Origin of the sequence: Sporosarcina newyorkensis, assembly GCF_900167515.1 — a bacterium.
GTDB classification, from domain to species: Bacteria; Bacillota; Bacilli; order Bacillales_A; family Planococcaceae; genus Sporosarcina; species Sporosarcina newyorkensis.
The window spans coordinates 413338-436684 of the sequence record NZ_FUYJ01000001.1 but is presented as its reverse complement, the minus strand read 5'-3'; the positions used below and the strand labels follow the sequence as shown (position 1 = coordinate 436684).

General features: G+C 38.2%; 21 protein-coding genes and 1 pseudogene. 20 read left to right on the top strand and 2 right to left on the bottom strand.

Annotation, left to right across the window (positions count from 1 at the left end; all coding sequences use genetic code 11):
• Positions 1 to 65: 65 nt before the first annotated feature.
• The 7 genes and pseudogenes from B5D59_RS02355 to B5D59_RS02320 all read left to right on the top strand — a co-directional run bounded on the left by B5D59_RS02355 (position 66) and on the right by B5D59_RS02320 (position 8593).
• A complete protein-coding gene (locus B5D59_RS02355; RefSeq protein ID WP_078816709.1) occupies positions 66 to 2330 on the top strand; it encodes an S-layer homology domain-containing protein in 2265 nt (754 codons plus the stop codon).
• Between the two features lie 536 nt (positions 2331 to 2866).
• Positions 2867 to 3304 carry a VOC family protein gene (locus B5D59_RS02345; RefSeq protein WP_078816707.1) on the top strand — a complete coding sequence of 146 codons (438 nt, stop codon included), beginning with the start codon at positions 2867 to 2869 and terminating at the stop codon, positions 3302 to 3304.
• Between the two features lie 238 nt (positions 3305 to 3542).
• Entirely contained in the window at positions 3543 to 3956 is a 414-nt protein-coding gene (locus B5D59_RS02340; protein ID WP_078816706.1) for a carboxymuconolactone decarboxylase family protein, read from the top strand.
• A 295-nt stretch (positions 3957 to 4251) separates the two neighbouring features.
• Positions 4252 to 5052 carry an alpha/beta fold hydrolase gene (locus B5D59_RS02335; protein ID WP_245799425.1) on the top strand — a complete coding sequence of 267 codons (801 nt, stop codon included), beginning with the start codon at positions 4252 to 4254 and terminating at the stop codon, positions 5050 to 5052.
• Between the two features lie 491 nt (positions 5053 to 5543).
• Positions 5544 to 6125 carry a nucleoside/nucleotide kinase family protein gene (locus tag B5D59_RS02330; RefSeq protein ID WP_009496534.1) on the top strand — a complete coding sequence of 194 codons (582 nt, stop codon included), beginning with the start codon at positions 5544 to 5546 and terminating at the stop codon, positions 6123 to 6125.
• A 93-nt stretch (positions 6126 to 6218) separates the two neighbouring features.
• The gene (locus tag B5D59_RS02325; protein WP_078816704.1) at positions 6219 to 7268 is read left to right on the top strand and encodes an alpha/beta fold hydrolase; all 1050 of its coding nucleotides are present in this window, start codon (positions 6219 to 6221) and stop codon (positions 7266 to 7268) included.
• A gap of 328 nt (positions 7269 to 7596) precedes the next feature.
• Positions 7597 to 8593, top strand: a pseudogene (locus tag B5D59_RS02320) (zinc-dependent alcohol dehydrogenase family protein).
• A gap of 222 nt (positions 8594 to 8815) precedes the next feature.
• On the opposite strand, the gene B5D59_RS02315 reads toward B5D59_RS02320, so the two are convergent.
• Positions 8816 to 10717, bottom strand: a complete 1902-nt coding sequence (locus B5D59_RS02315; protein WP_078816703.1) for an endonuclease MutS2 — start codon at positions 10715 to 10717, stop codon at positions 8816 to 8818.
• Positions 10718 to 11186: 469 nt separating this feature from the next.
• Between B5D59_RS02315 and B5D59_RS02310 the strand changes: the two genes are divergently transcribed.
• From B5D59_RS02310 to B5D59_RS02265, 9 genes are all read left to right on the top strand, one after another.
• Positions 11187 to 11648 carry a DUF6843 domain-containing protein gene (locus B5D59_RS02310; protein WP_078816702.1) on the top strand — a complete coding sequence of 154 codons (462 nt, stop codon included), beginning with the start codon at positions 11187 to 11189 and terminating at the stop codon, positions 11646 to 11648.
• A 469-nt stretch (positions 11649 to 12117) separates the two neighbouring features.
• Complete coding sequence (locus B5D59_RS02305; RefSeq protein ID WP_245799423.1) at positions 12118 to 12573, top strand: hypothetical protein; 456 nt, start codon at positions 12118 to 12120, stop codon at positions 12571 to 12573.
• A gap of 264 nt (positions 12574 to 12837) precedes the next feature.
• Positions 12838 to 13887 carry an alpha/beta fold hydrolase gene (locus tag B5D59_RS02300; RefSeq protein WP_078816701.1) on the top strand — a complete coding sequence of 350 codons (1050 nt, stop codon included), beginning with the start codon at positions 12838 to 12840 and terminating at the stop codon, positions 13885 to 13887.
• Positions 13888 to 13970: 83 nt separating this feature from the next.
• On the top strand, positions 13971 to 14405 hold the full coding sequence (locus tag B5D59_RS02295) for a hypothetical protein (protein ID WP_078816700.1): 435 nt from the start codon (positions 13971 to 13973) through the stop codon (positions 14403 to 14405).
• A 117-nt stretch (positions 14406 to 14522) separates the two neighbouring features.
• Positions 14523 to 14870: a DUF4260 domain-containing protein gene (locus B5D59_RS02290; protein WP_245799422.1), complete on the top strand. Its 348-nt coding sequence runs from the start codon at positions 14523 to 14525 to the stop codon at positions 14868 to 14870.
• 90 nt (positions 14871 to 14960) lie between these two features.
• Complete coding sequence (locus B5D59_RS02285) at positions 14961 to 15152, top strand: DUF6366 family protein (RefSeq protein ID WP_009496547.1); 192 nt, start codon at positions 14961 to 14963, stop codon at positions 15150 to 15152.
• A 469-nt stretch (positions 15153 to 15621) separates the two neighbouring features.
• Complete coding sequence (locus B5D59_RS18410) at positions 15622 to 15732, top strand: putative holin-like toxin (protein ID WP_245799421.1); 111 nt, start codon at positions 15622 to 15624, stop codon at positions 15730 to 15732.
• A gap of 758 nt (positions 15733 to 16490) precedes the next feature.
• Positions 16491 to 17414 carry a hypothetical protein gene (locus tag B5D59_RS02270; RefSeq protein WP_078816697.1) on the top strand — a complete coding sequence of 308 codons (924 nt, stop codon included), beginning with the start codon at positions 16491 to 16493 and terminating at the stop codon, positions 17412 to 17414.
• Positions 17415 to 18165: 751 nt separating this feature from the next.
• Positions 18166 to 18570, top strand: a complete 405-nt coding sequence (locus tag B5D59_RS02265; protein ID WP_425441322.1) for a DUF5412 domain-containing protein — start codon at positions 18166 to 18168, stop codon at positions 18568 to 18570.
• A 427-nt stretch (positions 18571 to 18997) separates the two neighbouring features.
• On the opposite strand, the gene B5D59_RS02260 is transcribed toward B5D59_RS02265, so the two are convergent.
• On the bottom strand, positions 18998 to 19423 hold the full coding sequence (locus B5D59_RS02260; RefSeq protein ID WP_139365927.1) for a hypothetical protein: 426 nt from the start codon (positions 19421 to 19423) through the stop codon (positions 18998 to 19000).
• Positions 19424 to 20199: 776 nt separating this feature from the next.
• Between B5D59_RS02260 and B5D59_RS02255 the strand changes: the two genes are divergently transcribed.
• The 4 genes from B5D59_RS02255 to B5D59_RS02240 all read left to right on the top strand — a co-directional run bounded on the left by B5D59_RS02255 (position 20200) and on the right by B5D59_RS02240 (position 23344).
• A complete protein-coding gene (locus B5D59_RS02255; protein ID WP_078816695.1) occupies positions 20200 to 21360 on the top strand; it encodes a VanZ family protein in 1161 nt (386 codons plus the stop codon).
• 107 nt (positions 21361 to 21467) lie between these two features.
• Complete coding sequence (locus tag B5D59_RS02250; protein WP_078816694.1) at positions 21468 to 21683, top strand: hypothetical protein; 216 nt, start codon at positions 21468 to 21470, stop codon at positions 21681 to 21683.
• 226 nt (positions 21684 to 21909) lie between these two features.
• On the top strand, positions 21910 to 22305 hold the full coding sequence (locus B5D59_RS02245; protein ID WP_078816693.1) for a VOC family protein: 396 nt from the start codon (positions 21910 to 21912) through the stop codon (positions 22303 to 22305).
• A 244-nt stretch (positions 22306 to 22549) separates the two neighbouring features.
• A complete protein-coding gene (locus B5D59_RS02240) occupies positions 22550 to 23344 on the top strand; it encodes a MerR family transcriptional regulator (RefSeq protein WP_078816692.1) in 795 nt (264 codons plus the stop codon).
• Positions 23345 to 23347 lie beyond the last annotated feature (3 nt).

Below are 23347 nucleotides of genomic sequence, written 5' to 3'. Positions count from 1 at the left end.
CTTTTATAGAAAATCTCCGTCTGTAGGGTCCTAAATAAAATAACAGATAGCGGAGTGAAGATATAGTGAGAAAATTGTTAGGAAAAATAAAGGTCGTTCTTTTCATTAGTTTGTTATTTGTTTTAATTACCCTGGCCAGCCTGTCTTTTTCCCATTTCGGTGCTGCGTTGCAGGATCAGCGATTTTCGGATATAGACAATACATTTTGGGCTAAGGATGAAGTGATGCAGCTGGCGGATGAAGGGATTATTGCCGGGTATCCGGATTTTCAATTCAGACCGAATGCTGTCATAACACGCGGTCAGGCGGCCAACATCTTGGCGAGTGCACTACAACTACCCGATACGCCATATGAACCGATATTTACAGATGTCAGTCAGGAGTCATCCTTTTTACGTGGAGCGATGGCGACATACCAGGAAAAGATATTTGCCGGAAAACCGGACGGCGCGTTCGGCGTCAGTGACCCCTTAACAAGAGAACAGATGGCCAGCGCAATCGTCAGCGCGTTCAATTTAAAAAACACAGGGACGGCAAGTGGGTTCACGGATGAAAATGAAATCGGCATATCTCATAAACAAAGTGTAAACGTGCTGAAACAATATGGTATTACGACAGGGAAAGAAGACGGCTCGTTTGATCCGAAATCACCTGTCACAAGAGCGAACTTCGCAGTATTCTTACATAGGACGATGATTCAGTCGGGCGCATTGAAAGAACGGGCAGCTGTAAAGCTCACTGAACCGGAAACAATCGGACCATTTGAAGCCGTCCCTCATTCGGAGCAATTTATTGAATTACCATTGGGTGAGGAGTGTAAAGTATTTCTGCGGTCCGATCAGCAATTGCAGTTGATTGAAAAACGGACGCAGGCTCACGGTCATGCAACCGATCAAATGTATACGTACAGTGTGAACGGGCAGGATTCTGTAACTATGACCGTGGTCAAGCGCCAGTTGCCAAACAGTGACTATTTCTTATTTACAGAGTTACGGAATCCCGAGACGACCCCGATCCGTATAGATCTTGTACAGACTGAAGACGAAATTAAATCAAATGCACTCGAACCGTTCAGCAAGTTTTCTGCGAAAAAAGAAGTGAAGAAACTAGTCGGCGAAGATGTGACGACATTTCCTGTTGGTCTACTGGAGACGGTGACGGATGACAAAATCAGTCAGGAGCTGATCGGAAAATCGTATCGTTCCCGTGAATTGGAAATAAACTATGCGCAGGGGAGCAGTCATACCCGCGAATTTCTGGCAGAAGAAGATGTATACAGCAGCATAGTGATGGGCGGCACGCGTGTGTCTGTATTTGCATTGCAATCGCATGGTGATGATGTTACAGATCAATGGCTTCTTTCATCCGGAACCAAGTTGTTCTCTACAGATGAACAAAGGGATAACTGGATGCATGAATTTGCCCTCCATAGTAAAAAACGCAATCAATGGTACACTGCCAAAGGAGCTTACAGTAAAATGGCCGAGACCGTGGAACCGATTGCTGCTTCCGGACGTGCGTATGGCCGTAATTTGCTGATGATGAAAGAAGACCGTGCCATGGAACTGTACCAACAGACACAAGAGCGGTTCTATGAAGACCTGCTGCATAATGCATTTGTCAATTTACAGTTGTTCAAAGGAGAGGAACAGTATTGGGAAACAGAAGTGACCAGTACCTACCTGAAAGACTTGTACGGCTTTACGGCTCCGTTTATTGATACGCGTTTTAATGAACAAATTGCCTTGTTCTTGAATAAAGCCGGCGATGCTTTTGAACATCCGGATGCGAGTGAAGGCCTGCGCAACTATGCTGATTTGCTTGTCGCTCAGCAGGAAAAAGGGAATATCAGTGGTTTGAAGCCAGGTGCTTATTATATTCCAGATTATTTCCCAGTGAAGCAGAAGGTGGTTACGCATACATCTATGAATCATCAGCTTGGCGGGATGAACATTCTTTTATTGGCCTATCGAGAGTTTGGGGATACTGTTTATCTAGAAACAGCAAGTGCGATTGAAAAAGCGATCGCGCTGGAAGAAAAAAGCTGGATCCGGGATGATGGGGATATATGGTATAAGCGGACGCCCGATGGAGAGTTTGCAGGAAGGGACTATACCCATCTGACATTGGAAGATTTGATTGATTCCTATGAGAACTGGCTTGCTGTAGACGAAGCAAAAACGCCTGTGTTTAAGCGGATGATCGAGTCAAAAGCAGGCTATTTAGATAAAAATAAGAAAGGGTATACAACTAAAATTAAAGAGGGGCTGAAACGGATCGATATGTCTAACTTATTACCTAATGGAATCGAGCATACAGATGCTTTGTAAAGTAAAATGGTGTGAAGATGCCTTTGTAGTAAATTAGTGGATACGTTCTGAAATAAGACTGCTCATGCGAAAAAATGTGTTGAAATGAACATTACATACCTTAATTGGTTGAAGGGGGTAAAGAAGGGGACAAGAGGTTTTGCGCTAAAAATATTGATTTTAGTGCAAGTTTAAGAGCAGATTAAATTAGAGGTTTTGTGAATGACTTAAAATTAATGAATAGGGATTTAACTAGGAAAGCAAAATTGGAGAATTTAGAATGAGGCTAAATGAGTTAAGAGATTAATTAAAGGACTGGTTTTATGGAAAATCAATATACAAGTCGCTTTGTTATGGATTTTGGATCAGGACATGTTGAAATTAATCTGCAAGGAGATGACCAAAATATTTGTTTCAAATTTATGCTTGGCTTCATTTCGATACCTTCTTTTCTCAATAAACTCTTTCGGCTATGGGATGCGGAAACTAGTAGAGCTGAAACAAACTTAATATGAATGCAGGATATTGCAAAATAATAGGGACGAGGAGGTACAGGTATCAAGATTCGTAAAATTGATCATGTAGGTATAATCGTAAATGATCTCACTGCTGCTAAAGAATTTTTTCTCGATTTCGGGCTTGAAGTGCTGGGAGAAGCAGAAGTAGAAGATGAGTGGATTGAACCGAAAATGGGGTTAACTGACCTTAGAAAGACGGTTGTAATGTTAGGTATGCCGGACGGTGAGACAAAATTGGAGCTAGTCAAATTCCACACACTTTCAGATAGTAAAGATTTTCAACACTATTTTCCGCTAATTTTGGGTGTATGTCATATTGCATTAGCTGTCGAAAATATTGAAGCCATTGTTGCCAAGTTGAAAAAAAGTGGCTCAGAACTTTTAGGTGAGATACAAAACTACGAAAATGTTTTTAAATTATGTTACGTTCGTGGGCCGGAAGGGATTGTTTTGGAATTGGCGGAGAAAATCAATTAAATTTTGGTTGGCGGTTTTCTCCCCATCAATCACTCGTGATTCTAATGCTTTTTTCTTTCATCTAATCTTCATGTTCTCAAAGTGAAAAAGATACAATCGATTTCTAAAAATGAAAGTTGGATTTTTCGCAATCTTTGTTACAATGGATAAAGCCATTGCCACTGGTCCACACCAACGAAAGTGTGAGGCATGAAGCGCTTTAAAAATGGCGAATGATCGTATCAGGGAGGTTATGTAAATGACAGAAGATCGTTACCAGCGAGGTTTAGAGAAATTAAAGGAGCTTACGTTATCAGGTGATGAAAATCCAACCGGCGAGATGGACATTGGGGAAGGATTTAAAGACATTGCGCCCGATTTAAGCAAATACGTTGTGGAATTCGCTTTTGGAGAAATCTACTCACGTCCGGGATTGGATAACAAGCAGAAAGTCCTTACCACCATTACAGCGCTTGTTGCACAGGGAAAGCCGCAGATTGAGATGCATATCAAGACCGGGTTGAACGTTGGCTTGACACCGGATGAAATTGTAGGCTGCATCATGCACCTGATCCCGTATACGGGATTCCCGAGTGTTTTAAATGCTTTAACCGTTGCAAAGAAAGTTTTTGCAGAACGCGGTGTATCGGTTACATTGCCGGACGATAACTAGATTCTTTAATGAGACAGTTGAATGAAAGTTCAACAGAAACGGATAATTGGTTTGCAACTGTTCGAAAAATAAAATGGTTCTAATCCGCATTTTTTCAGGTGGGTTAGAACCATTTTGGCAGTAAGCACACTTCTAAATGTATATGCTAAAAAAGGGTTGTTGTATGGAGTACATGTGAAGGAAGCAACTAAAGGAATTATGGTACTTATTAGAGATTGAAGCTAATTTCTAGATGTTGAATTGTTTAGATATGCCTATTGCACACGAGCTGTACATGAATATGGGGGTCTCACCAATGATTGAGAAAAAGATACAATCATCAGAGGGAACAGTTTATTACTGGACAAATGAATTGGATGTCCGCAATGAATTTGCAATTGTTTTTTGCCACGGACTAACAGCAAATCACACACTTTTTGATAAGCAAGTCCAGTATTTATCTGATAAGTATAAGTTGATAACTTGGGATTGGCCTCTGCATGGAAAATCAAGACCTTATACTAATTTTTCTTTCACGAATGTTAACGAGGAGCTATTGACTATACTTGAACAAGAAAACATAAATAAAATCGTCTTAGTGGGACAATCAGCAGGCGGGTATATTGCCCAGTCATTCATTCGGGATTACGAAGACAAAGTAACAGGATTTATAGGAATAGGAACAACGCCTTTTGGTAAAGGTTATTACAGAAGTTCAGAACTCTTTTGGATTAAACATTATTCTACCATTGCTAGACTGTACCCGTTTAGTTACTACTGTAAAGCAGGAGCAAAAGCCATTACGCTAACAGAAGAAGCAAGGAAAAGTATGTACAATACGCTGCTTCATTTAGGCAAACAAGACATGCTAACGGCAACTTGGGCGGTTTATGATGAATTTTTAAAAGTAGAAGATGAAGTCCAGTTTAATTGTCCAGTCCTGATCACCTATGGAGAGTACGACAAAACAGGCTATATAAAAAAGTATTGTAATAACTGGGCGGAAAAAAGGGGGTATCCATTAAAAGTAATTCGTAATGCTTCTCACAATGCAAATTATGATAACCATGAAGAATTTAATGAATTACTGGATAACTTTGTTCAATCCATATTATAAAAGACTATTCAACGGACAGGCACTTTTGCTGAATCGATTCATTATCGAGGGGGTATTTATAAATCAGCTCTTTTATCTAAGTACTACGTAATCCTTCCTGAATTCTTTACCGCACACGGGGGGGTTCATATTACAGCTCTTTGAGAGAACGCGCAAAAGTATTCCAAGATCATAATGGAAGCTGATGAACAGAATGATGGCAATTCCACAACCAGATTGAAAATGAAACCTTCACTTGGTGTTTTCCGTACCATTAGTTGGAAGGGAAGGATACGGGAAGATGAGAATTTCTAAGAATACTGTGTTTCATGCCATGATCTTTTTTGGCATTTTGTTTTTAAATACTCTCATTTTTAAAAAAGGAATTTCAACTGATATGGGAGTACTATTGTCTGCTGTGGCTTTGTTATTTCTACTTCTACTTTTCGTCACGCATATCAGCAGACTAAGGGCTACGTCGTAAAAAGAATTTGCAAGGAGGTAGTTCCAACGTGTCAGCAAATTTACCCAACTTACATACCGGCTACACCGTCGTGATCGGAATCGACGGCTTGGGAGGTTCAGGAAAATCGACATATGCGCGGGATCTTCAGCAGGCGATAAAAGGCGTGCACCTTTTTCATCTGGATGATTTCATTCATCCTAAAAAGATCCGTTACAACGAAGAGTATGAAGAGTGGTATGGCTATTATTATTTGCAATGGCGCTATGAATATTTGATCAACGAGCTGTTAGTCCCCTTAAAAAATGGGGGCAAAGTGAGGCGGACAATCGAGCTCTATGACAAGGAAACAGATGGTTATATCGAACAAGAAATTGACATTCCGTCTGGCTCGATCGTACTTATCGAAGGGGTTTTTCTGCAGCGTCCTGAGATAAGACCGTATGTGGATCATGTCATTTTTCTTGAAGTCGACAAACAGACGAGACTCAAGCGTGTAATCGACAGAGATGTCTATATCGGCACGAAGGAAGAGATTATTAGCAAGTACGAACGCAGGTATTTTCCAGCAGAGGAGATGTATATGAAGTTGTGTAATCCTCTGGCATCTGCTCACTATATTGATAGATGAGGTTGAGCGATTTCTGCCTGCTGGCGAACTGATGATACAAGGCTGTACCAGAACCGAACTTATTAATTGAATCGGGAAGGAATAAAAAATGATATGAAGCGTAAAAGGAAAATTATGAAATACCTTATGTATAGTGCCCTCACCAGCGCAGCATTACTCGCGATAGCGCTTTTCTTTCCCACCTGGACATCCACTATAAAAGGTGATGCGAGTATAAGTACACTAGAACAAATGGAAATAAATGGGGTGGAACATGAAATTATGATACGTGGAGCGAATAAAGATAACCCTGTTATGATTCTTGTACATGGCGGACCTGGATCACCTGAAACACCCTACGCTGTTCAATATGAAGATTTATTGGAAACAAATTTTACTGTGGTGAATTACGACCAGAGAGCAAGCGGGAAGTCGTATCATTTTTTTGAGGACTATTCCAATTTATCCACGGATTTATTGGTTAATGACCTAATAGCGTTGACAGACTATATAGCAGAACGTCTTGGGAAAGAAGAAGTCATCCTTGCGGCTCATTCGTCAGGTACATACATTGGCATGCAAGCAGCCAATAAATCTCCTGAGAAATATAAAGCGTATATTGGGATTGGGCAGATGGGTGATACACTCGAAAGTGAGAAAGAAAGTTTGGCTTACTGTATCGCGCAAGCTGAAAAAGTGGGAAATCTTGATGATGTGGAGTATTTACAAGGGATAACAGAGCAAATTGAAAATGGCAAAATGGTCACTCCGAGAGAATACGTGATGAAATATGGCGGATCCACAAAACAAATTGATCATCCTGATGGCAATAATATTGGAGTTTTATTTAGCAATGAATATAATTTGTTGGATGTTATTCGCTACAATATGGGAATGGGGTACTCTCAAGAGAAGTTAGTAGGCCATATGCTGGAAAATCCATTGCCGGAAATTGTGACAAAACTTGAAATCCCTTTCTATTTCGTCATGGGTACAGATGATTATATGACCACATCAAATGCAGCAAAAAAGTATTTCGATACGATAGAAGCCGAATCCAAGTATTTTGTCCCTTTTGAGAAATCAGCTCATTACCCGCATCTTGAAGAAAAAGAGAAATTTCATGAATGGATGTCTGATACATTTATTAATGAAATCAAGTAAAAAGCTTAACTATCTTTAGCAAAATCATTATCCATGCCGCAATCGAATCGTTCTATGATCTGTGCACATGTGAAGGAGAATCATTCTGATCTGTAAGGATAAGATCAGTATATCGCTTAGAAAAAAGACTCTTGACCACTGGAAAACATATGTTTATTTTGTTTTACCGATCATTCTGCTAGCCGCATTACTGGAAACATACATAGCTGATTTCTTATTCAATTTATTTCAGTAGCTACAAAAGAGAGACTTGATCGAAACTAATGTAGGTAATTTTCAGATCATCTTCAGCGCGCTAAGTACCGTAAATGAAGGAGGTCTCATTGAATTGGATGCAAAATGTATTACATTTCACGAGTTTGGAAGTCCTTTAGACGTATTGAAAATTGAACATAAAAGGATCGAACCGCCGAAGGATCATGAAGTGTTTGTTCGGATGTTAGCACGTCCTATTAACCCATCTGACTTAATCTCAATTAGAGGAGCGTATGCTCATCGAATTTCTTTACCTAATATACCGGGGTATGAAGGTGTCGGCATTGTGGAAGATGTAGGCGCTTCCGTTTCTCAACATCTTATTGGAAAGCGCGTGTTACCTTTGCGCGGGGAAGGTACTTGGCAGGAATACGTCAAAACAGCAGCGGAATGGGCAGTGCCTATCCCTGATTCTATCGATAATTTTACGGCTGCGCAGATGTACATCAATCCACTTACCGCGTGGATTGTGAGTACAGAAGTTTTACAATTAAAACCGAATGATACGTTATTGGTGAATGCATGCGGTTCTTCCATCGGGCATATTTTTGCTCAATTATCGAAGGTCTTGGGTTTTCGTTTGATTGCGGTGACGCGAAATAACGTCTATACAGAACAACTACTTGATCTGGGCGCTACTGATGTCATCAATGCAGCAGAAACCCCTCTACAAAAGATGGTGATGGAGCTGACCAACGGATGCGGTGCAGATGCTGCTGTTGACTCTGTAGGCGGATCATCTGGAAACGAATTGGCTTTTTGTGTACGTCCTAATGGAAAGTTTTTAACGATTGGCCTGTTATCAGGAATCCAAGTAAACTGGGCAGATATTGTAAAAAAAAGCAAAAGTACACGCGAACATTTTTCACTTGCGGCATTGGAATAAAAATGTTTCAACGGATACGTGGCAAGAAACATTCAATCATTTACTGACATTACTAAATGATAACCAATTAAAACTGACGGAAATGGACTCTCACTATGATTTAGTAAAAGTAAAAGAAGCGGTTCGTGTCGTAGAAACTTCCGAAAAAGGTAAAGGCAAGGTCTTTTTAACAAATAGGACGTAATTTTATAAAAAACAACGATACTTTTAGAGAGTTTAAAAAACTAAATAAAACCCAAAAGAACAATAAGATAGGGGAAACAGTAATGGTATCTATACCAATGGAAGTATTGAGAAAAAACATTTAGAGAAAGATGGGGATGAGAGCTTCCAATATGTGGTTAATCGGCAGGCGTGTTAACGTACAAAAGATTCCCACCTTCGTATGAAAGTGGGAATCTTTTGTTTACTTATTATTATTTCGAATTTCTTTCTGGATTTTACGAAGTGCTTTTTTCGATCCTCGCTCTATTTCATGATTTAGTTTTCTAGTAATGTAGTCAATGAATAAAGTGTCTAAGTCATAGCCCTCTGGATATAACTCTTCAGCTTTTAATTCTAATACCAAGCGTTTTTCGTTTACTTCAATAAATTGATTTTGATAATACACAGTAACGTTAGAATAGTTGTCCTTTTCTTTATACACTATTCCAAAGTCATCGTGGTCAAGCAGTTTTACCCGGTCTCCTTTTTGATAGTCGATATTATTTTTAACTTTCTCAACCTCTGTTTTTGACCTTAGAATTTTGCTTTCATTTAATCGTTCCAAGCGATACTCTTTATTTTTCATATAATCCTCTGCTCTTTTTAGAACATTTTCAGGAACATTCATTTTTCTAGAGATCCATAAAGCATTACTATCCCCAGACTGCCCGATGAGAAGTTTAAATAATGGATTCAATGTTTCATTATTAAATTGCATAGCGGCGTTCATAAAGTCACTATGCATTTCGGAAAAACGTTTTATTTCTCCATAATGCGTTGTTGCAACGGTAATACATCCTTTAAGATAAAACTCTTCTAAGAGGGAGATTGCTAATGCTGCTCCTTCATTTGGTTCTGTTCCGCTGCCGATCTCGTCAAATAGTAACAGGGTATTGTTATTTACTGATCGAAGTATCTCTGATAAGTTCTTCATGTGAGAAGAGAACGTGCTAAGTGCATTTTCTAAACTCTGATTGTCACCGATATCGACAAACATACGCTCAAATACTGCAATTTCGGTTTCTTTCGAAGCGGTAATATGGAACCCAGACATAGTTGCCAAAGTAACAAGGCCAATTGTCTTCAGCACGATTGTTTTTCCACCGGCATTAGGTCCAGTTATGATTAAGCTGCGATAATCGCTCCCAATCTGAAACTGCAGCGGTATAACATGACCCGATAGTAATGGATGCTTGCAATTTATTAATTTTATATTCCCATAATCGTTTATGTTTGGCTCAATTCCATCCACATGTTTGCTGTATTTAGCTTTAGCAAAAATCATATCATACTGGGATATAAGCCCAATATTAATATGAATGGCTTGAAGGTTTTCAGTCACTAACCCTGTTAAAGTAGCTAGTATTTGATATTCCAACATGGCCTCTTCGGATTTTAATGTTGCTAATTCAACACTTAATTTTCCCACCACACTAGGTTCCATAAAGACTGTCGAACCTTTAGATGATATTTCAATGATAGTTCCCTGTATTTGATTTTTGTAGGAGGATTTAATTGGTATGGTATAGTGACCATTCTTGATACTTATTATAAATTCCTGAATATAATTTCTGTTTGTGCTACTGTTGAGAAATTTATTTAATCGTTCCTTTATTTTTTGTTCGGTTGTTTGGATATGATGACGAACACGTTTGAGTTCTTTACTGGCATCCGAGTCAATCTGATTATTTTTTATAGAAAAGTTAATATCCTCTTCTACCGACATGAATTCTGTCATGGAATTGGCATAGGACGATAATGTCGGAGCAAAAAATTCTTTACTGGACATGAAAACTTTTATTTTTCGGCAACCTCTTAAAAAATCGGAAATACTTAAAAGCTCTGATGGAGTTAAAATTATGCCCTTTTCCAATTTGTCAATTGTATGTTCAATGTTGGAAACACCCATGAAAGGTACGTTACCACCTGCATCCAGAATGGCACGTGCTTCAGATGTTTCAGTTAATCGATGTTTGACTACTTTTAAGTTAGAACTTGGAATTAATTTATCAAATAGTTGTTTGCCTAGACCGCTAACACAATAAGATTTTATGATCTCTTTTAGTTCGTTATACTGTAATTTTTCAAAAGTACTTTCATTCATGTTTTTCATTCTCCTCCATGTGATGAATAGATCAGCAATGAAGAAACCTAGCAGGAAATTTCAATGAGTTGAATATAAATATAAAAAAGCTGCAGTATCCACCGCAGCTTACGTTTACAATGCAAAAATAAAATACATAAATAAAACCATCAATAACGATAGTTCTAATCATGAAGTGATGCACTTTTTTGTAAAGTATGGTAGGTATCTTCATAAGTGGAAATAAGTCCACAACAAAATAAGGGGCGTGAAACTAACTGAAATCCCCTGTTGTTAATACTTCCTTATTTCCTATAATGTTTTCTTATTTAGAAACTACCGCACTCACAAAATTCACCTCTTATATATAATTGAAATGCTCATTGAAACCGACTTTACAGGTCTATTATACTTAGTCGATAGGGATATGTAAAGAATGTCAAATATTTCGTAAACGTTCTTACACAAACGGGCGCGCGCGACAAGTTCTGTGATAAATGCTTTTCGGTATGAAAACACAGAAGATTTATTAAATACATTTCAACCTTACAACGAAGATTGGTGGGTATCAAGGCCATTTGACGAAGCATTTTATATACCTGAAGGCTTTGAAGGATGCGCCAGTATTGTTTACAACATTAGAGGTGTTCATGATCTCGAAGTTAGGAAACACACTATTCAGTATCATCTTGATAAAGACGGAATTCTTTTGACTAATTCACCTGCTGATTTTGGTTGGAAAGGTAAGATAAACTCAGGTTTCCACAATATTGAGTACTATTACGTTAATAAAGACGGTGAAATTTCAGAAATACCAGCAGAAAATATTGGCCAAAGTACATTTGGCGAGTACAGCAAAGATGTAAGAGTTCGATTAACAACGTATACTGTTCCAATTGGAAACAAAGAAAAAGTATGTACAGATGAGTATGAAAAATTAAACATAAAATAATCTTCGTGGAAATCAATGGATTGTACACTGTTCCATTATCGGGCGCAATTGCCGAATAAGGGCTGCGCAGATTATTTAATTAAGCAAGGAAGTAGAGGTGAACAAAGTGTATTTGTGGTACATAATCAAAGAACGCTCTATTCACCTTTCAATTTTAATGTAATTCTATTGCTTGCGACTTGGAGAATAATTTCCAATATACCAGGAGTATAGTTGGGATGATTATTTTTTTAAGTGTATTTATATTTGGTTTGTTTTTAGCAGCATTAATTTTTGCAGTTTCTTACGGATATAACTCGTAATTAAGGAGTTCATCAATCGGGGGGATTATTTTGGCAAAGGGAAATGCAAAAATCGTTAGAGTTAAGTTTATAATTTTATTTATAATACTACTAGTTTCGTATTTAATTATTTACCTAATACAAGTTATGCTTGCTCTTGTGTTGAGCTAGGTACTGTCAAAGAAGAAATGACACAAAGTTCAGCGGTTTTCTCAGGGAAAGTCATCGAGATAGCAGATAAGAATCAGAATAGTTCAATTCAATCATCTGCTGATCCAATTGCTGTAGTTTTTGAAGTGGAGGAATCATGGAAAGGAATCAATCAAACACAGGTTGTTGTCTACACAGAAAGAAGTTCGGAAAGTTGCGGCTTTGAATTTAGCTTACATAACGAGTATTTAGTCTATGCACATGAAAATGCCGGCAACCTTAATGCAAGTATTTGTTCAAGGACTACTCTTTTGTCAGCAGCTGATCAGGAGAAGCAGGATCTAGGGAAAGGAGAAGGATCGACAGAACAAATATCAATTGACTTGACGACTGAAAATTCAACAAACACTAATCAACTATATATCTATCTATTAATTGTGGCATTATTTTTGGGCGGTGGATATATAACACTGAAACGACGTACTAAGAAGTAAATAAAAGCATGGCTACTGTATATCGTGCTTCAATTAAGCCATTTGTTGAAACTATTTCCATTTTTACTCGTATAACGAGAAAGTCGATTACTTTAGGAGTAAGCTGATACGTCTGGATTATCATTCGTCAGTTTGGTTGTCATTGTAGGTTTCGTTTTAGCTGTATATGGTTTTTTCGCTATGCATAAGTTCTATCGAAAGTTATAAAAATCGGGATCAGGCAAACGGGTCATTTAATTGGATCAGGAAGGAAACAAAAATTACATGAAGCGTAAAAAGAAAACAATGAAATACATTTTAGGCATTGCAATTGCTATTTTATCATTACTCGCAATAGGACTCGTATTTCCCACATGGACATCAAATATAAAAGGAGATAACAGTATTAGTACATTAGAACAAGTGGAGATAAATGGCACTGGTCATGAAATCATGATACGTGGAACGGATCAGGATAACCCTGTCATTATTGTAGTACATGGAGGACCGGGATCACCAGAAACACCATACGCTGTTAAATACCAAGATTTATTGGAATCTAATTTCACGGTTGTTAATTACGATCAGAGAGCAAGCGGGAAGTCATATCACTTTTTTGAAGACTATTCCAATCTATCAACGAATTTATTGGTCGATGACCTATTGGCATTGACAGACTATATATCTGAACACCTTGGGAAAGAAAAGGTTATCCTTATGGCTCATTCATCTGGTACATACATTGGCATGCAAGCGGCCAATAAATCTCCTGAGAAGTATGAAGCGTATGTGGGGATTGGTCAGATGAGCGATACAATAGAAAGCGAGAAAGAAAGTTTGAATTACTGCATTACCCAAGCTGAAAAGGCTGGTAATCCTGATGATATAGAATATTTACAAGGATTAACTGAACAGATTGGAAACGGTGAAATAGTTACCCCGAGGGAATACGTAATGAAATATGGCGGATCTACTAGAATCATCGATAACCCCGATGGTGATATTTTAGGAACATTATTAAGCAGCGAGTATAATTTGTTAGATGTCATTCGTTATAACTATGGGATGGGGTACTCTCAAGAGAAGCTGGTAAATCATATGCTGGAAAATCCGTTACCAGATATTGTATCAACTCTTGACAGTCCTTTATATTTTGTTATGGGTAAATACGATTACATGACGTCATCTAATGCAGCAAAAAAATATTTCGATACGATTGCAGCCGAAGATAAGCATTTTATTACTTTCGAGAAGTCAGCTCATTATCCGCAGTTTGAAGAGAAAGAAAAATTTAATGAATGGATGGTGGATACATTTATTAATGAAAGAAAATAAGATACGCCCTTCTGTTAATGAGTCATATTGTTTAACAGTTATGCTAAAACGTTTATAAGTCATTATTTGGGGAGGGGAAGGTAATGCGTAAAACTAGTACAACCGTGTTGGGCATTTATGATGTATTTTTGGCGATGGGTGCAATTTGGCTGGGAGTCCAAATGATAACGTCGAGTAATGGAACGTTTTTTGCCGATCCGTATCCCGACAGTTGGGTGTCCAATCTTCCTTTTAACAGTTGGATTATGCCTGGGATTTTAGCGATCGTCCTATTTGGATTCGGTAATCTTATAGCAGCAGTGTTAAGTTTTAAAAAAGAACAGAAGAGTTCTTGGTATGCATCTGCTGTTATGGGAACAATTTTCTTGTTCGGTTTGGCTTTTCAGTACATTGCCGTTGGTGAAATGTATATGGTAACTGGCCCCTTTTTAATTATTGGCATGGTGCAGCTATGTCTTAGTGGCTACGTTTTTTGGAGTTATAGAAAAGGTCACAACTTGAACAGAAGATATCATTAATAAATCTTCCTCAAGCGGGCGCAGATTGCAGTGGAGCAGATCTACGCCCATTCGGCAGTTAGTGCCTTTAGCTGAGAAAAGTGGGCTTACAATAAGAATATGAAGGGTGAATGGCTTTTGAATAAAATATTACTGCATGTTGAAGGGTTTGCAGTTCTGGCGTTGAGCATTTATTTTTACTTCCATCTACAATTTAGCTGGATCGTGTTTCTAGTTTTATTGTTAGCACCAGACTTGGCAGCGCTTGGGTATTTAAAAAACGTTAAGATTGGTTCGATTCTGTATAACTTATTTCATACGTACACCATTCCAGCAGCACTATTGATCTTTGGATTAACGACGCATAACAATATTGCTTTGATGATTAGCTTAATTTGGATAGCTCATATTGGGATGGATCGGATGTTTGGGTACGGGCTAAAATATCCAACAAAATTTCAAGAAACACATTTAAACCGTGTTTAAGTGACTTTCTACAAAAGGGCGCAGATGTTGAATAAACGTTGTGCCTGAATTAAGCCACTTTGCAGATTATAGTTCTTAGGAGGCGAAGAAATGAACAGAGATAACGAAACTCCTGAAGAGAAAAGAGAGAGGCTAAGGCAGAAGGAATTAAAACATCCTGCGAGCAGTATTCACGGAAGCAATCTTTCCGATTTGGTCGGTGGATTAGGTTGGAAGGGTACTGGGATCATGATTTTGGTATTAGTAGTAGCTTTTGTAGTTTATTCTGTATTCTTCGGTTAATGGGCGCAGTTGTCGCATAAATGTTTACCAAAAAAGGGCAAGATTGAAGAGCTTAGAGGGGGAAGTGTTTATGGGGAAAACACGATTAGATAAGACTTTTTACATCATTGCACTTGTGTTAATAATTTGGTTTATTTTAGAGTTGTTTAGTGTACAAATACGGTATTTGTATATGCTCCCAAGTGTAATGGAGTGGATTACACAGTTTATTCTTCCTTGGGCAATATTATATTGTTTAGTAAGGCTTATCAAAAACAAGTAGAAGCGTTGAATTAATTTATTAAATTATCGGGCGCTTTTACGACATAAAGAAGGGCCGGATATTCAATGATTAGCCATTTTCTTAAAAAGGGCGTTTATATGTTTGCAGAATTCACTCTATTCTATCTGATAAAGTGATAGAATAGAGTGAGCAGCTACATAACAGCGGATGGGCGGTTGGCACTCCCTTGTGAAAGGGGGTGTTTACATGGTGACATACGAAGCAATGAACATGCTATTCCAATTTGGAATGTTCCTCGCAGCAATGGCAACAGTGATTGTAGCGATGATTGCTCTATTCATCAATAGAAAAAAGTAACCACCCTCCGCTAACGTGCAAGAAAGCAGGGTAGTTACTCTTTATGAAAACACCTTGATTACTGGCCAACCGCACTTCAAGCGGATGTCAGCTGCACTGACCGGGTGTTCACAGCACTCGGTCTTTTTTTTTATATCTTCACCTTACCACAATTATGCTGAAAATACACTTGTTTAACCACTATAAATTAATGCGCCTTGCCATCAGTAGCAATAATCGAGAATCGAGCACTATTGCCTCATAATGTTGTGTTGCAATGATGCCATGTTGTTGTCGTGTGAAATGAATTGTACTGGTTCTTAGATAACTGGTTTATTTAATAGTGAAATTGGCAAGAAGTCGAGGGGGGAATTCATGTCATTTTTGAAACGTTTTTCTTTTTGGCTGCCTGTATTGGCGGTGATTCATTATATAATTGAACTGTTGTATAACCCAGTTAAAGATATAATATTCGCCCTTGATCCCTTGCTAGGAAAAACATTTTGGGCGCTTAACATTCACGATTTTCTTTATGATAGCGAACATTCCAAAATCTTATTTCCAGGCTTATTGGTGCATCTTTTCGTGTGGTTAATCTATGGCATTATTATAGATTACATTTTCAAATTGTTATTCAGACAAGATACACGATGATTAAGGGTGCGTGCTTATTGGTTTGCAACTATCGAGCACGTTTGCTGCAAAGACCTGCCAGAACAGGACATTCTACCAGAGTTAAGAAACACTCTTTTATATCCAAGAAAGGTGGACGGGAAAAAATGAATTCAACAATCGAAATACACTCAAGTCCTATAGTGAACCTGAACGAAGAGCTGAAATCTGCGAATCCTGTTTCGATTGCCATCGGCCATGATAACGATCTATTCGTCCTGCTGGCGGAAGAGCGGCCACCTTTAATTAATGGCTGTTTTCCTGCAACGGTTACGGAAGAAAGCTATAGTTATCATGTCGTCCATGTGAAAGACGGTCAGAAGACAGTTGTGCATTTGCCGGAAGAGAAGTGGAATTATCATTATATACAGCCGATCGATAATGGACATATATTGCTTGTCGGTGCGCGATCGTATTACCATGATGCGCAGAATATTGAGGAAAACGCAAGGGTGTATGATAAAAATGGGCGTTTGATCCGGTCGTTTTGCCTAGGCGATGGGATTGAGCATGTGTACGTTACGAAGAACCAGGAAATTTGGACAGGGTACTTTGATGAAGGGGTTTTCGGCAATTATGGCTGGGAGGAACCAATCGGTCGTAGCGGTCTTGTTGGCTGGAATGCGTCAGGTCATAAGATCGACTCAATGGAAGAGGACAAGGAGTATTCCATTTTTGAGTGTTTAGCGCTTACCAGTGATGCTGAAAACAGGATTTGGTTTTTCTTCAGTATTGATTCGAAGATTGGAGTACGAAAAGACGGACGGACAGTGTATTATTCGCCCGAAGGTCTGGGTTTCCAGTCGTTTGCGGTGAACGGGGATACCATCATTGCGTATCGGGAAAGATGGGGTCGGTCACTTTTTGAGATGCAGCGTGAAGGTGATGAATGTAAGGTTGTTCATGAAATTAAGTTGATCAAGCCGAATGGTACGGCTGTCGAACCGGAATTGGTGAGCAACCGGGAGAAATGGATACTGTTTTTGGACGGAGATGAGTTGTATATGTTTGAAGCGAAACCGGGCGTGTGATGAAAAGCAACTGGCTAAGATTTAAGGTTCATTTTTATATAAAACTAATAGGCGAGTATAGAAAAAATCCGCAATTCTACTACAAGGCTTTGTTTCCTCTCACCAACCGGGCCACTTTGTTCTGAATGGAGGTTCTATGACTAGTAAAAATATACTCAAAAAAGCGTTATTTTCGTAGTTCAGTGCTTTGTTATTTTTCTGATTAAGGATTGGGTTTTCAAATCTGAGGTTCGATGGCCATGTACTTTGTTTGGTGTTATTTTAGCCACTTTAATTTTCTTTGGTTTCTTTTGGCAACAAGCAAAAGGAGAACGAAAGGAAGAGTAAGCTTCTAACCAATAAGCTTTAAAGCAATCGGGCACAGATGCTGAATAAACGCTGTGCTTGAATCGGGGCATTTTGTAAAGTTAAGGGAAGTGACAAATAATGTTCTTCAGGAAAATGAGTGAAAAGGAATCATTCAACTCTAAAAAAGGAATGATTTTTGGTTTTTATGCTTACTTGCTAGTTTCTGCCGTAAACTATTTTTATTATTTATTTAAAGAAAGTGGCTTGTTCTCTCCAACGTTTATTTTTGGAGTGGGTTATTAGCTTTTTTCTTGTTTGAACTGATATTAAATGTTAAAGACAAATTGGTTAAGAAAAGTGTTAAAATTTGAGTACTACAATTCCAGAATCGGGGGCTTTAACAGCATAAAGAAGCGCCCATTTTACATTATCGGGCCAGATTCTTGGATAGGGGTGTATTTTAGTGGGGACTGAAAAGGTACCAAGAAACGAAAAAAAGAAAGTTTATAAAACGATTTTCTTTACAATTGGAGTAGTAGCGCTGCTTTTTGTAGGGCTACTTGGTTATGGAGTATATTGGGCATTCTTTAATATGAATAGGTTGCCGACAAGTGAGTATCTTACGGAAGAAAGTTCTCCTGATGGTAAGTATACGTTAAAGGCATACGTTGCTAACGGTGGGGCTACAACGTCATATACAGTACGTGGCGAGTTAGTCTTTAATCAAAAAGATAGAAAAGCGAAGAATATTTACTGGAATCACAAGGAAGATAGTGCAGATATAAAGTGGCTTGATAATGACAATTTAATGATTAATGGACATTCGCTAGATGTACCGAAAGATAAGTTTGATTTTAGAAATCAGTAATTCACTATACTGTTATCGGGCGCTTTAGTTGAACAATCAGCTGCCTTTACAGCGCAGCTTTTTCTTATTGAGTAATCAAGCCCGTTCAGCAATTGAATCGATGTTTTAAGGATGTACTCATGAACGATTTCAGTTGTTTGTACAAGAAATCCGGAAAACACATCGCCAATTTAAAGTGAGTTAATGAACAGCTCTTACAATAAATAAACAGCCACCGACTCGATTAAGAAGGTGGCTTTTTCATATTGGCTCAATAAGTAAGGTTAGTCTAAGTCTAATTGAGAAGATGGACGTTTTTCCAAATAGAGGAAGTAAGTATTAAAACTGAAGGTGGAAACGAATTTAAAGCCAACATCATTGAATATGGCGATGACCCAAAGCTTTGGTTTTTAGTTAATGATGGAGAAAAAATAGACTATTGAAATACTTACTCTATGATATTTTCGACCTTGATAATCGTGTCTGTTGCATCTAAATAAGTGAAACGATACTTCTCCCCTTTATATATTAGAGAATCCTCAAAATAGAGTGTCATTTCACCTTTATCGATTTCAATTAGTACACTATTAGAACGAAAAGACACTTTATGTCCACGAGATCCCCTATATATATCCATAACCAATACGTCTTCGACTTGCCATTCGCCATTCTCATAATCTTTCATACTCTGGATAGACTTTTTAGCTGCAGTTCCACCGAAAACTAATAAAACTATGGTAATGATTAAGGTAAATATCCCACCACATGCAAATTTGATGACTGATGATTTTTTGATCCTCTGAGGATTATAAACAGTAATCAAAAAGACGTGATACAGAATAAGTAAACAGAATGTCAAACCAGCAGCAAACAAAAAGGACATTCCAATAAAATGATAGACGAATGCTTTATAAAGATCCATCCCAAACTTATTGGTTGTAATTAAACTGCCCCCTATTATAACCAAAACAATCATGACCATTAAAAAGAGAAGAATGATTCGTAGTCGTTTTTCATTCTTTTCATTATGTAACTTTCAGGATTTCTTCCTCATAAACATCAACCTCTCGTTCGCCTATTGCATTTAGGTATGGTCTATGGTCTATTGCCAATAAACTTTTACCTATTTTAATAGTGAATACGAATGAAAATAGGTAAAAGTTTTAATTGGAGAAGAATTACTATTTGCAATATCTCCTTCCCATCATTTTATTGATAAATAGTTTCACCGTTCCAATTAACTGGTGCACTTGGTTATACGCATTGTACAGAAAATCCACCAGTAGTGTGTTTTAAAGAATTTTTAAGTTACTATTTTATCGACCACTATTAACCCCATCTCGACTTAAGACAAGTTCGAAAAGAGAAAATAAGACAGATTAATCTACTTCAATTAATGGGCGAAGATTGTTTAACAGCTATAGATCGCACTCGGCCTATTTAATTGAACAATGCTCGCATGGCAAGAAGGATTTAGTATGGAGATTTCATTAGTCAGGCATGGTAAATTCAAACATGCAGACAATAATAATATGGCTTGCAATGAATTTAAAATCATTCTACCAACCATTGCGTTTCTTAAATGAAAAAGGGTATGTACTTAATAAGCTGTTCTTGGCGTTCACACTACAAATAAAAGAGGGATAAACAATGCAATCCTATCTAATGCCTATTTTCATTGCCGGCGTCGTTTTTGTGTTCCTTGCCGTATTGCTGACATTGCCATTTTCCATTTTTCAATACCGCAAGTACGGGTATTTCAGCTTTTGGAAAACGGCACTTCTTGTCAGTTTTATTTTTTACAGCTTAAGTGCGTACTTTTTAGTCATTTTTCCGATGCCTTTCAGTTTTCAAAACTGCGGAGAAGTTCCGTCCGGCAAGATTCTTGTCCAAACGCGTCCGTTCCAATTTATCCGGGATATTCAACGGGAAGTTAATTTCCATTGGATTGTTCCTTCTACGTATGCTAATTTGCTGTCGGCACCTTCTTTTTATGTCCGATTTTTCAATGTTCTTCTGCTATTTCCGTTAGGTGTCTATATACGGTACTTCTTTAAGAATAGGGAAAAGTGGCAATACGCTGCATTGATGGGGTTAGGCGTTTCGCTGTTTTTTGAAATCACTCAGCGAACCGCTGTATTCGACCTGTTTGCCTGCCCTTATCGTGTGTTTGATGTTGATGATTTACTGGCGAATACAGCCGGCGCCGTTCTGGGTTTCTTGATTGCCCCGCTTTTTCTGATGTTCATTCCGTCGAAAGATGCCTTGGACAGGCAAGAACAGTTTTACGATGGACAGCAGCAGGCGACATTTGGCGCGCAGCTGTTTGAAGTGCTGTTAAATGTGATGGTAGCTAAACTGCTCGCTAATCTCATAAGTCCATTGTTTGCGCCGACGAGTACATTGGGCAAGGCCCTCATTTTTGCCGTTGCCTTTTATTTCTTGATCGTTATCCTTCCGGCAGTTTGGAGGGGACAGACAATCGGCGGAAAAATCATTCGTGCTCGGCTTATCGCAATAAAAGGAAGTCAATTTAGGAGATACAATCGACGATTTTGGATTTTGTATATGCCGTTTTTATTTTCCGCAACCAGTAGAGTCTTGACTTCAGAAATGAAAGATGACGTCATTCTAAACCTAGCTGCTTTTGGGCTGGCTGGATTTTCCTTGCTTGTCTGGCTAGTGTTTATCGGGCATCTCCTCGTCAGGTGGGGGAAAAAAGATGACATGCCGTTTTATAACCGCTATGCCGGTGTTATGGTTGAGCGGATGGGGAAGAGAATGGATGGCGAAAGGAATAAATACATCTAATTTATAGGGTGCCTGTGTAAAAAACAAACATAATAGTTTGACGCACAGACATCCTACATGTTAATGCTACAATTGAAGATCTGAATAGCGTATCAAAACTAGGGGAATTGCCCTTACAGAAAGCAAAAGATTTTGCCATTGAAACTGGAGCTAAAAGTATTAGTCAGAATATAGCTCCAGATCAGAAGTTAAAAGTGAAGTTGCCAAAGGTGTATATTGATTTGATCAACGAGCTACAGGAACTACTAAGAAAAGGCGGAAAGTTGAAGCGGATAATCGAGCTACATAATAAGGAAACGGATGGCTATACGGAAAGAAATTGAAATTCTGCCTGGTTCGACAGTACTTATAGAAGGAGTTTTTTTACAGCTACCTGAATTAAGACAGTAATTTGATCATGTTATTTTTCTTGCCGTGGGCAAACAGACTTGACATAGGCGTGTAATCGACAGAGATGACACCTTGTAGTTAAGCATCAAGCACAAGTGTAGTTGAATTGTTATAAACGAAACTTGCATAGGTACCAAACAAAAATAGGGAGGAATTAAAATGAAAAGAATTGTACCACATTTAAGGATTAAAAATTGTAAAGAAGAAATTGAGTACTATAAAGAAGTTTTTGGCGGAGAAATAAAAAACACCCAGTTATCGGATGGCATTGAAATGTTCAAGGGGTATGAAGGTAAGTACATTCATGCTGAATTACATATTAACGAAAATTGTATTTTGTATATGGCTGACGTTTTTGGTGAGGAAACCGTACAAGGTACTAGCATTTTGCTTGGTCCTGATCTTGAAAGTGAAGAGGAAATTACCAACGTCTATGAAGAGTTGGCCAAGGATGGAGAAATTAAAATGGAGCTCCAAGACACATTCTGGGGGGCGAAACACGCTATTGTCACAGATAGAAATGGGATAACGTGGGAACTTAACTTTACAAAGTAGACAATTTACTTGTGTTTAAAATACATTGGACAATCAGTCATGATGTTTGTTAAGAAATTTTCAACATGTAAATAAAGTCAAAGAACGAAATTTAAAAGATCTTTCATCTAATTATGACGAAATCCCTCCTGAACTCTTCACATCACAGGGGGGATTTTTTAATTCTAATTATTTTTAGCTTGCCCCTTCCCTTACGTCACACGTTAAACTAAAGTTACACCAATAGTAATGGAGGGATAGTTTTATGGATACTGAAGAATATGCTTTCACAATTAGTGAATTTGGAAAGCGTACCACAACAACGGTTAGAACGTTAAGATTTTACGAGAAATTAGAATTACTGATACCAACAAAGCAAAATGCCTCTGGTCACAAGTTGTATGGGTTTAAAGAGTTAACGAAACTGCAGCAAATCCAGTCCTTGAAGTTTTTAGGATACTCGTTACAGGAAATCAAAAACTTAATTGATAACGACTCAGACACATCTCAACAACTTGAAAAGTCATTGCCCTGGCAGCATGCACTCCTAACGGAAAAGAGAGATGAGTTAAATCGATCCATCGAAGCAGTTGAGCATGTACAATTTCTTTTGAAAGAAGGAAAGCCCATTACATGGAAAGTGTTAAGTTCCCTTCTTTTTAAGATGGAAAATGAACAAGATCAACTAGAATGGGTGAAAGAATACTATCCAGAAGACGTGGCTGAACAATTTGTTTCCCTTCCGAAAGAGCAGCGAGCTCAAATGGATATTGAAATGCTAGATTGGTTATCGACAATCAAGCAATTGATGAGGGATGGGGTATCTCCACATTCACCTGAAGCGTTTGAAGTGGCCGTAAAATTATCCGAGATTGCAATGAAACATGTAGGTGACAAAGAGGAATTGGCAAAACAAATGCAGAAAGCACAAGAATCAATGAAAGCTGATAGTGTGAATTTTACGTTTCCTACCATTCTGACACAGGAAGAGGAAGCCTTTTTGGAAGCAATAGCAAAGTCGATTAAAGCGTTATATGGTGAAAATGTTGACCAAGAATAATAG

Coding starts and splice junctions, on each gene's coding strand:
- B5D59_RS02340 (WP_078816706.1), top strand. CDS start 3,543: ATGACAGAAGATCGTTACCAGCGAGGTTTAGAGAAATTAAAGGAGCTT.
- B5D59_RS02335 (WP_245799425.1), top strand. CDS start 4,252: ATGATTGAGAAAAAGATACAATCATCAGAGGGAACAGTTTATTACTGG.
- B5D59_RS02325 (WP_078816704.1), top strand. CDS start 6,219: ATGAAGCGTAAAAGGAAAATTATGAAATACCTTATGTATAGTGCCCTC.
- B5D59_RS02315 (WP_078816703.1), bottom strand. CDS start 10,717: ATGAATGAAAGTACTTTTGAAAAATTACAGTATAACGAACTAAAAGAG.
- B5D59_RS02305 (WP_245799423.1), top strand. CDS start 12,118: ATGACACAAAGTTCAGCGGTTTTCTCAGGGAAAGTCATCGAGATAGCA.
- B5D59_RS02300 (WP_078816701.1), top strand. CDS start 12,838: ATGAAGCGTAAAAAGAAAACAATGAAATACATTTTAGGCATTGCAATT.
- B5D59_RS02295 (WP_078816700.1), top strand. CDS start 13,971: ATGCGTAAAACTAGTACAACCGTGTTGGGCATTTATGATGTATTTTTG.
- B5D59_RS02285 (WP_009496547.1), top strand. CDS start 14,961: ATGAACAGAGATAACGAAACTCCTGAAGAGAAAAGAGAGAGGCTAAGG.
- B5D59_RS18410 (WP_245799421.1), top strand. CDS start 15,622: ATGGTGACATACGAAGCAATGAACATGCTATTCCAATTTGGAATGTTC.
- B5D59_RS02270 (WP_078816697.1), top strand. CDS start 16,491: ATGAATTCAACAATCGAAATACACTCAAGTCCTATAGTGAACCTGAAC.
- B5D59_RS02255 (WP_078816695.1), top strand. CDS start 20,200: ATGCAATCCTATCTAATGCCTATTTTCATTGCCGGCGTCGTTTTTGTG.
- B5D59_RS02245 (WP_078816693.1), top strand. CDS start 21,910: ATGAAAAGAATTGTACCACATTTAAGGATTAAAAATTGTAAAGAAGAA.
- B5D59_RS02240 (WP_078816692.1), top strand. CDS start 22,550: ATGGATACTGAAGAATATGCTTTCACAATTAGTGAATTTGGAAAGCGT.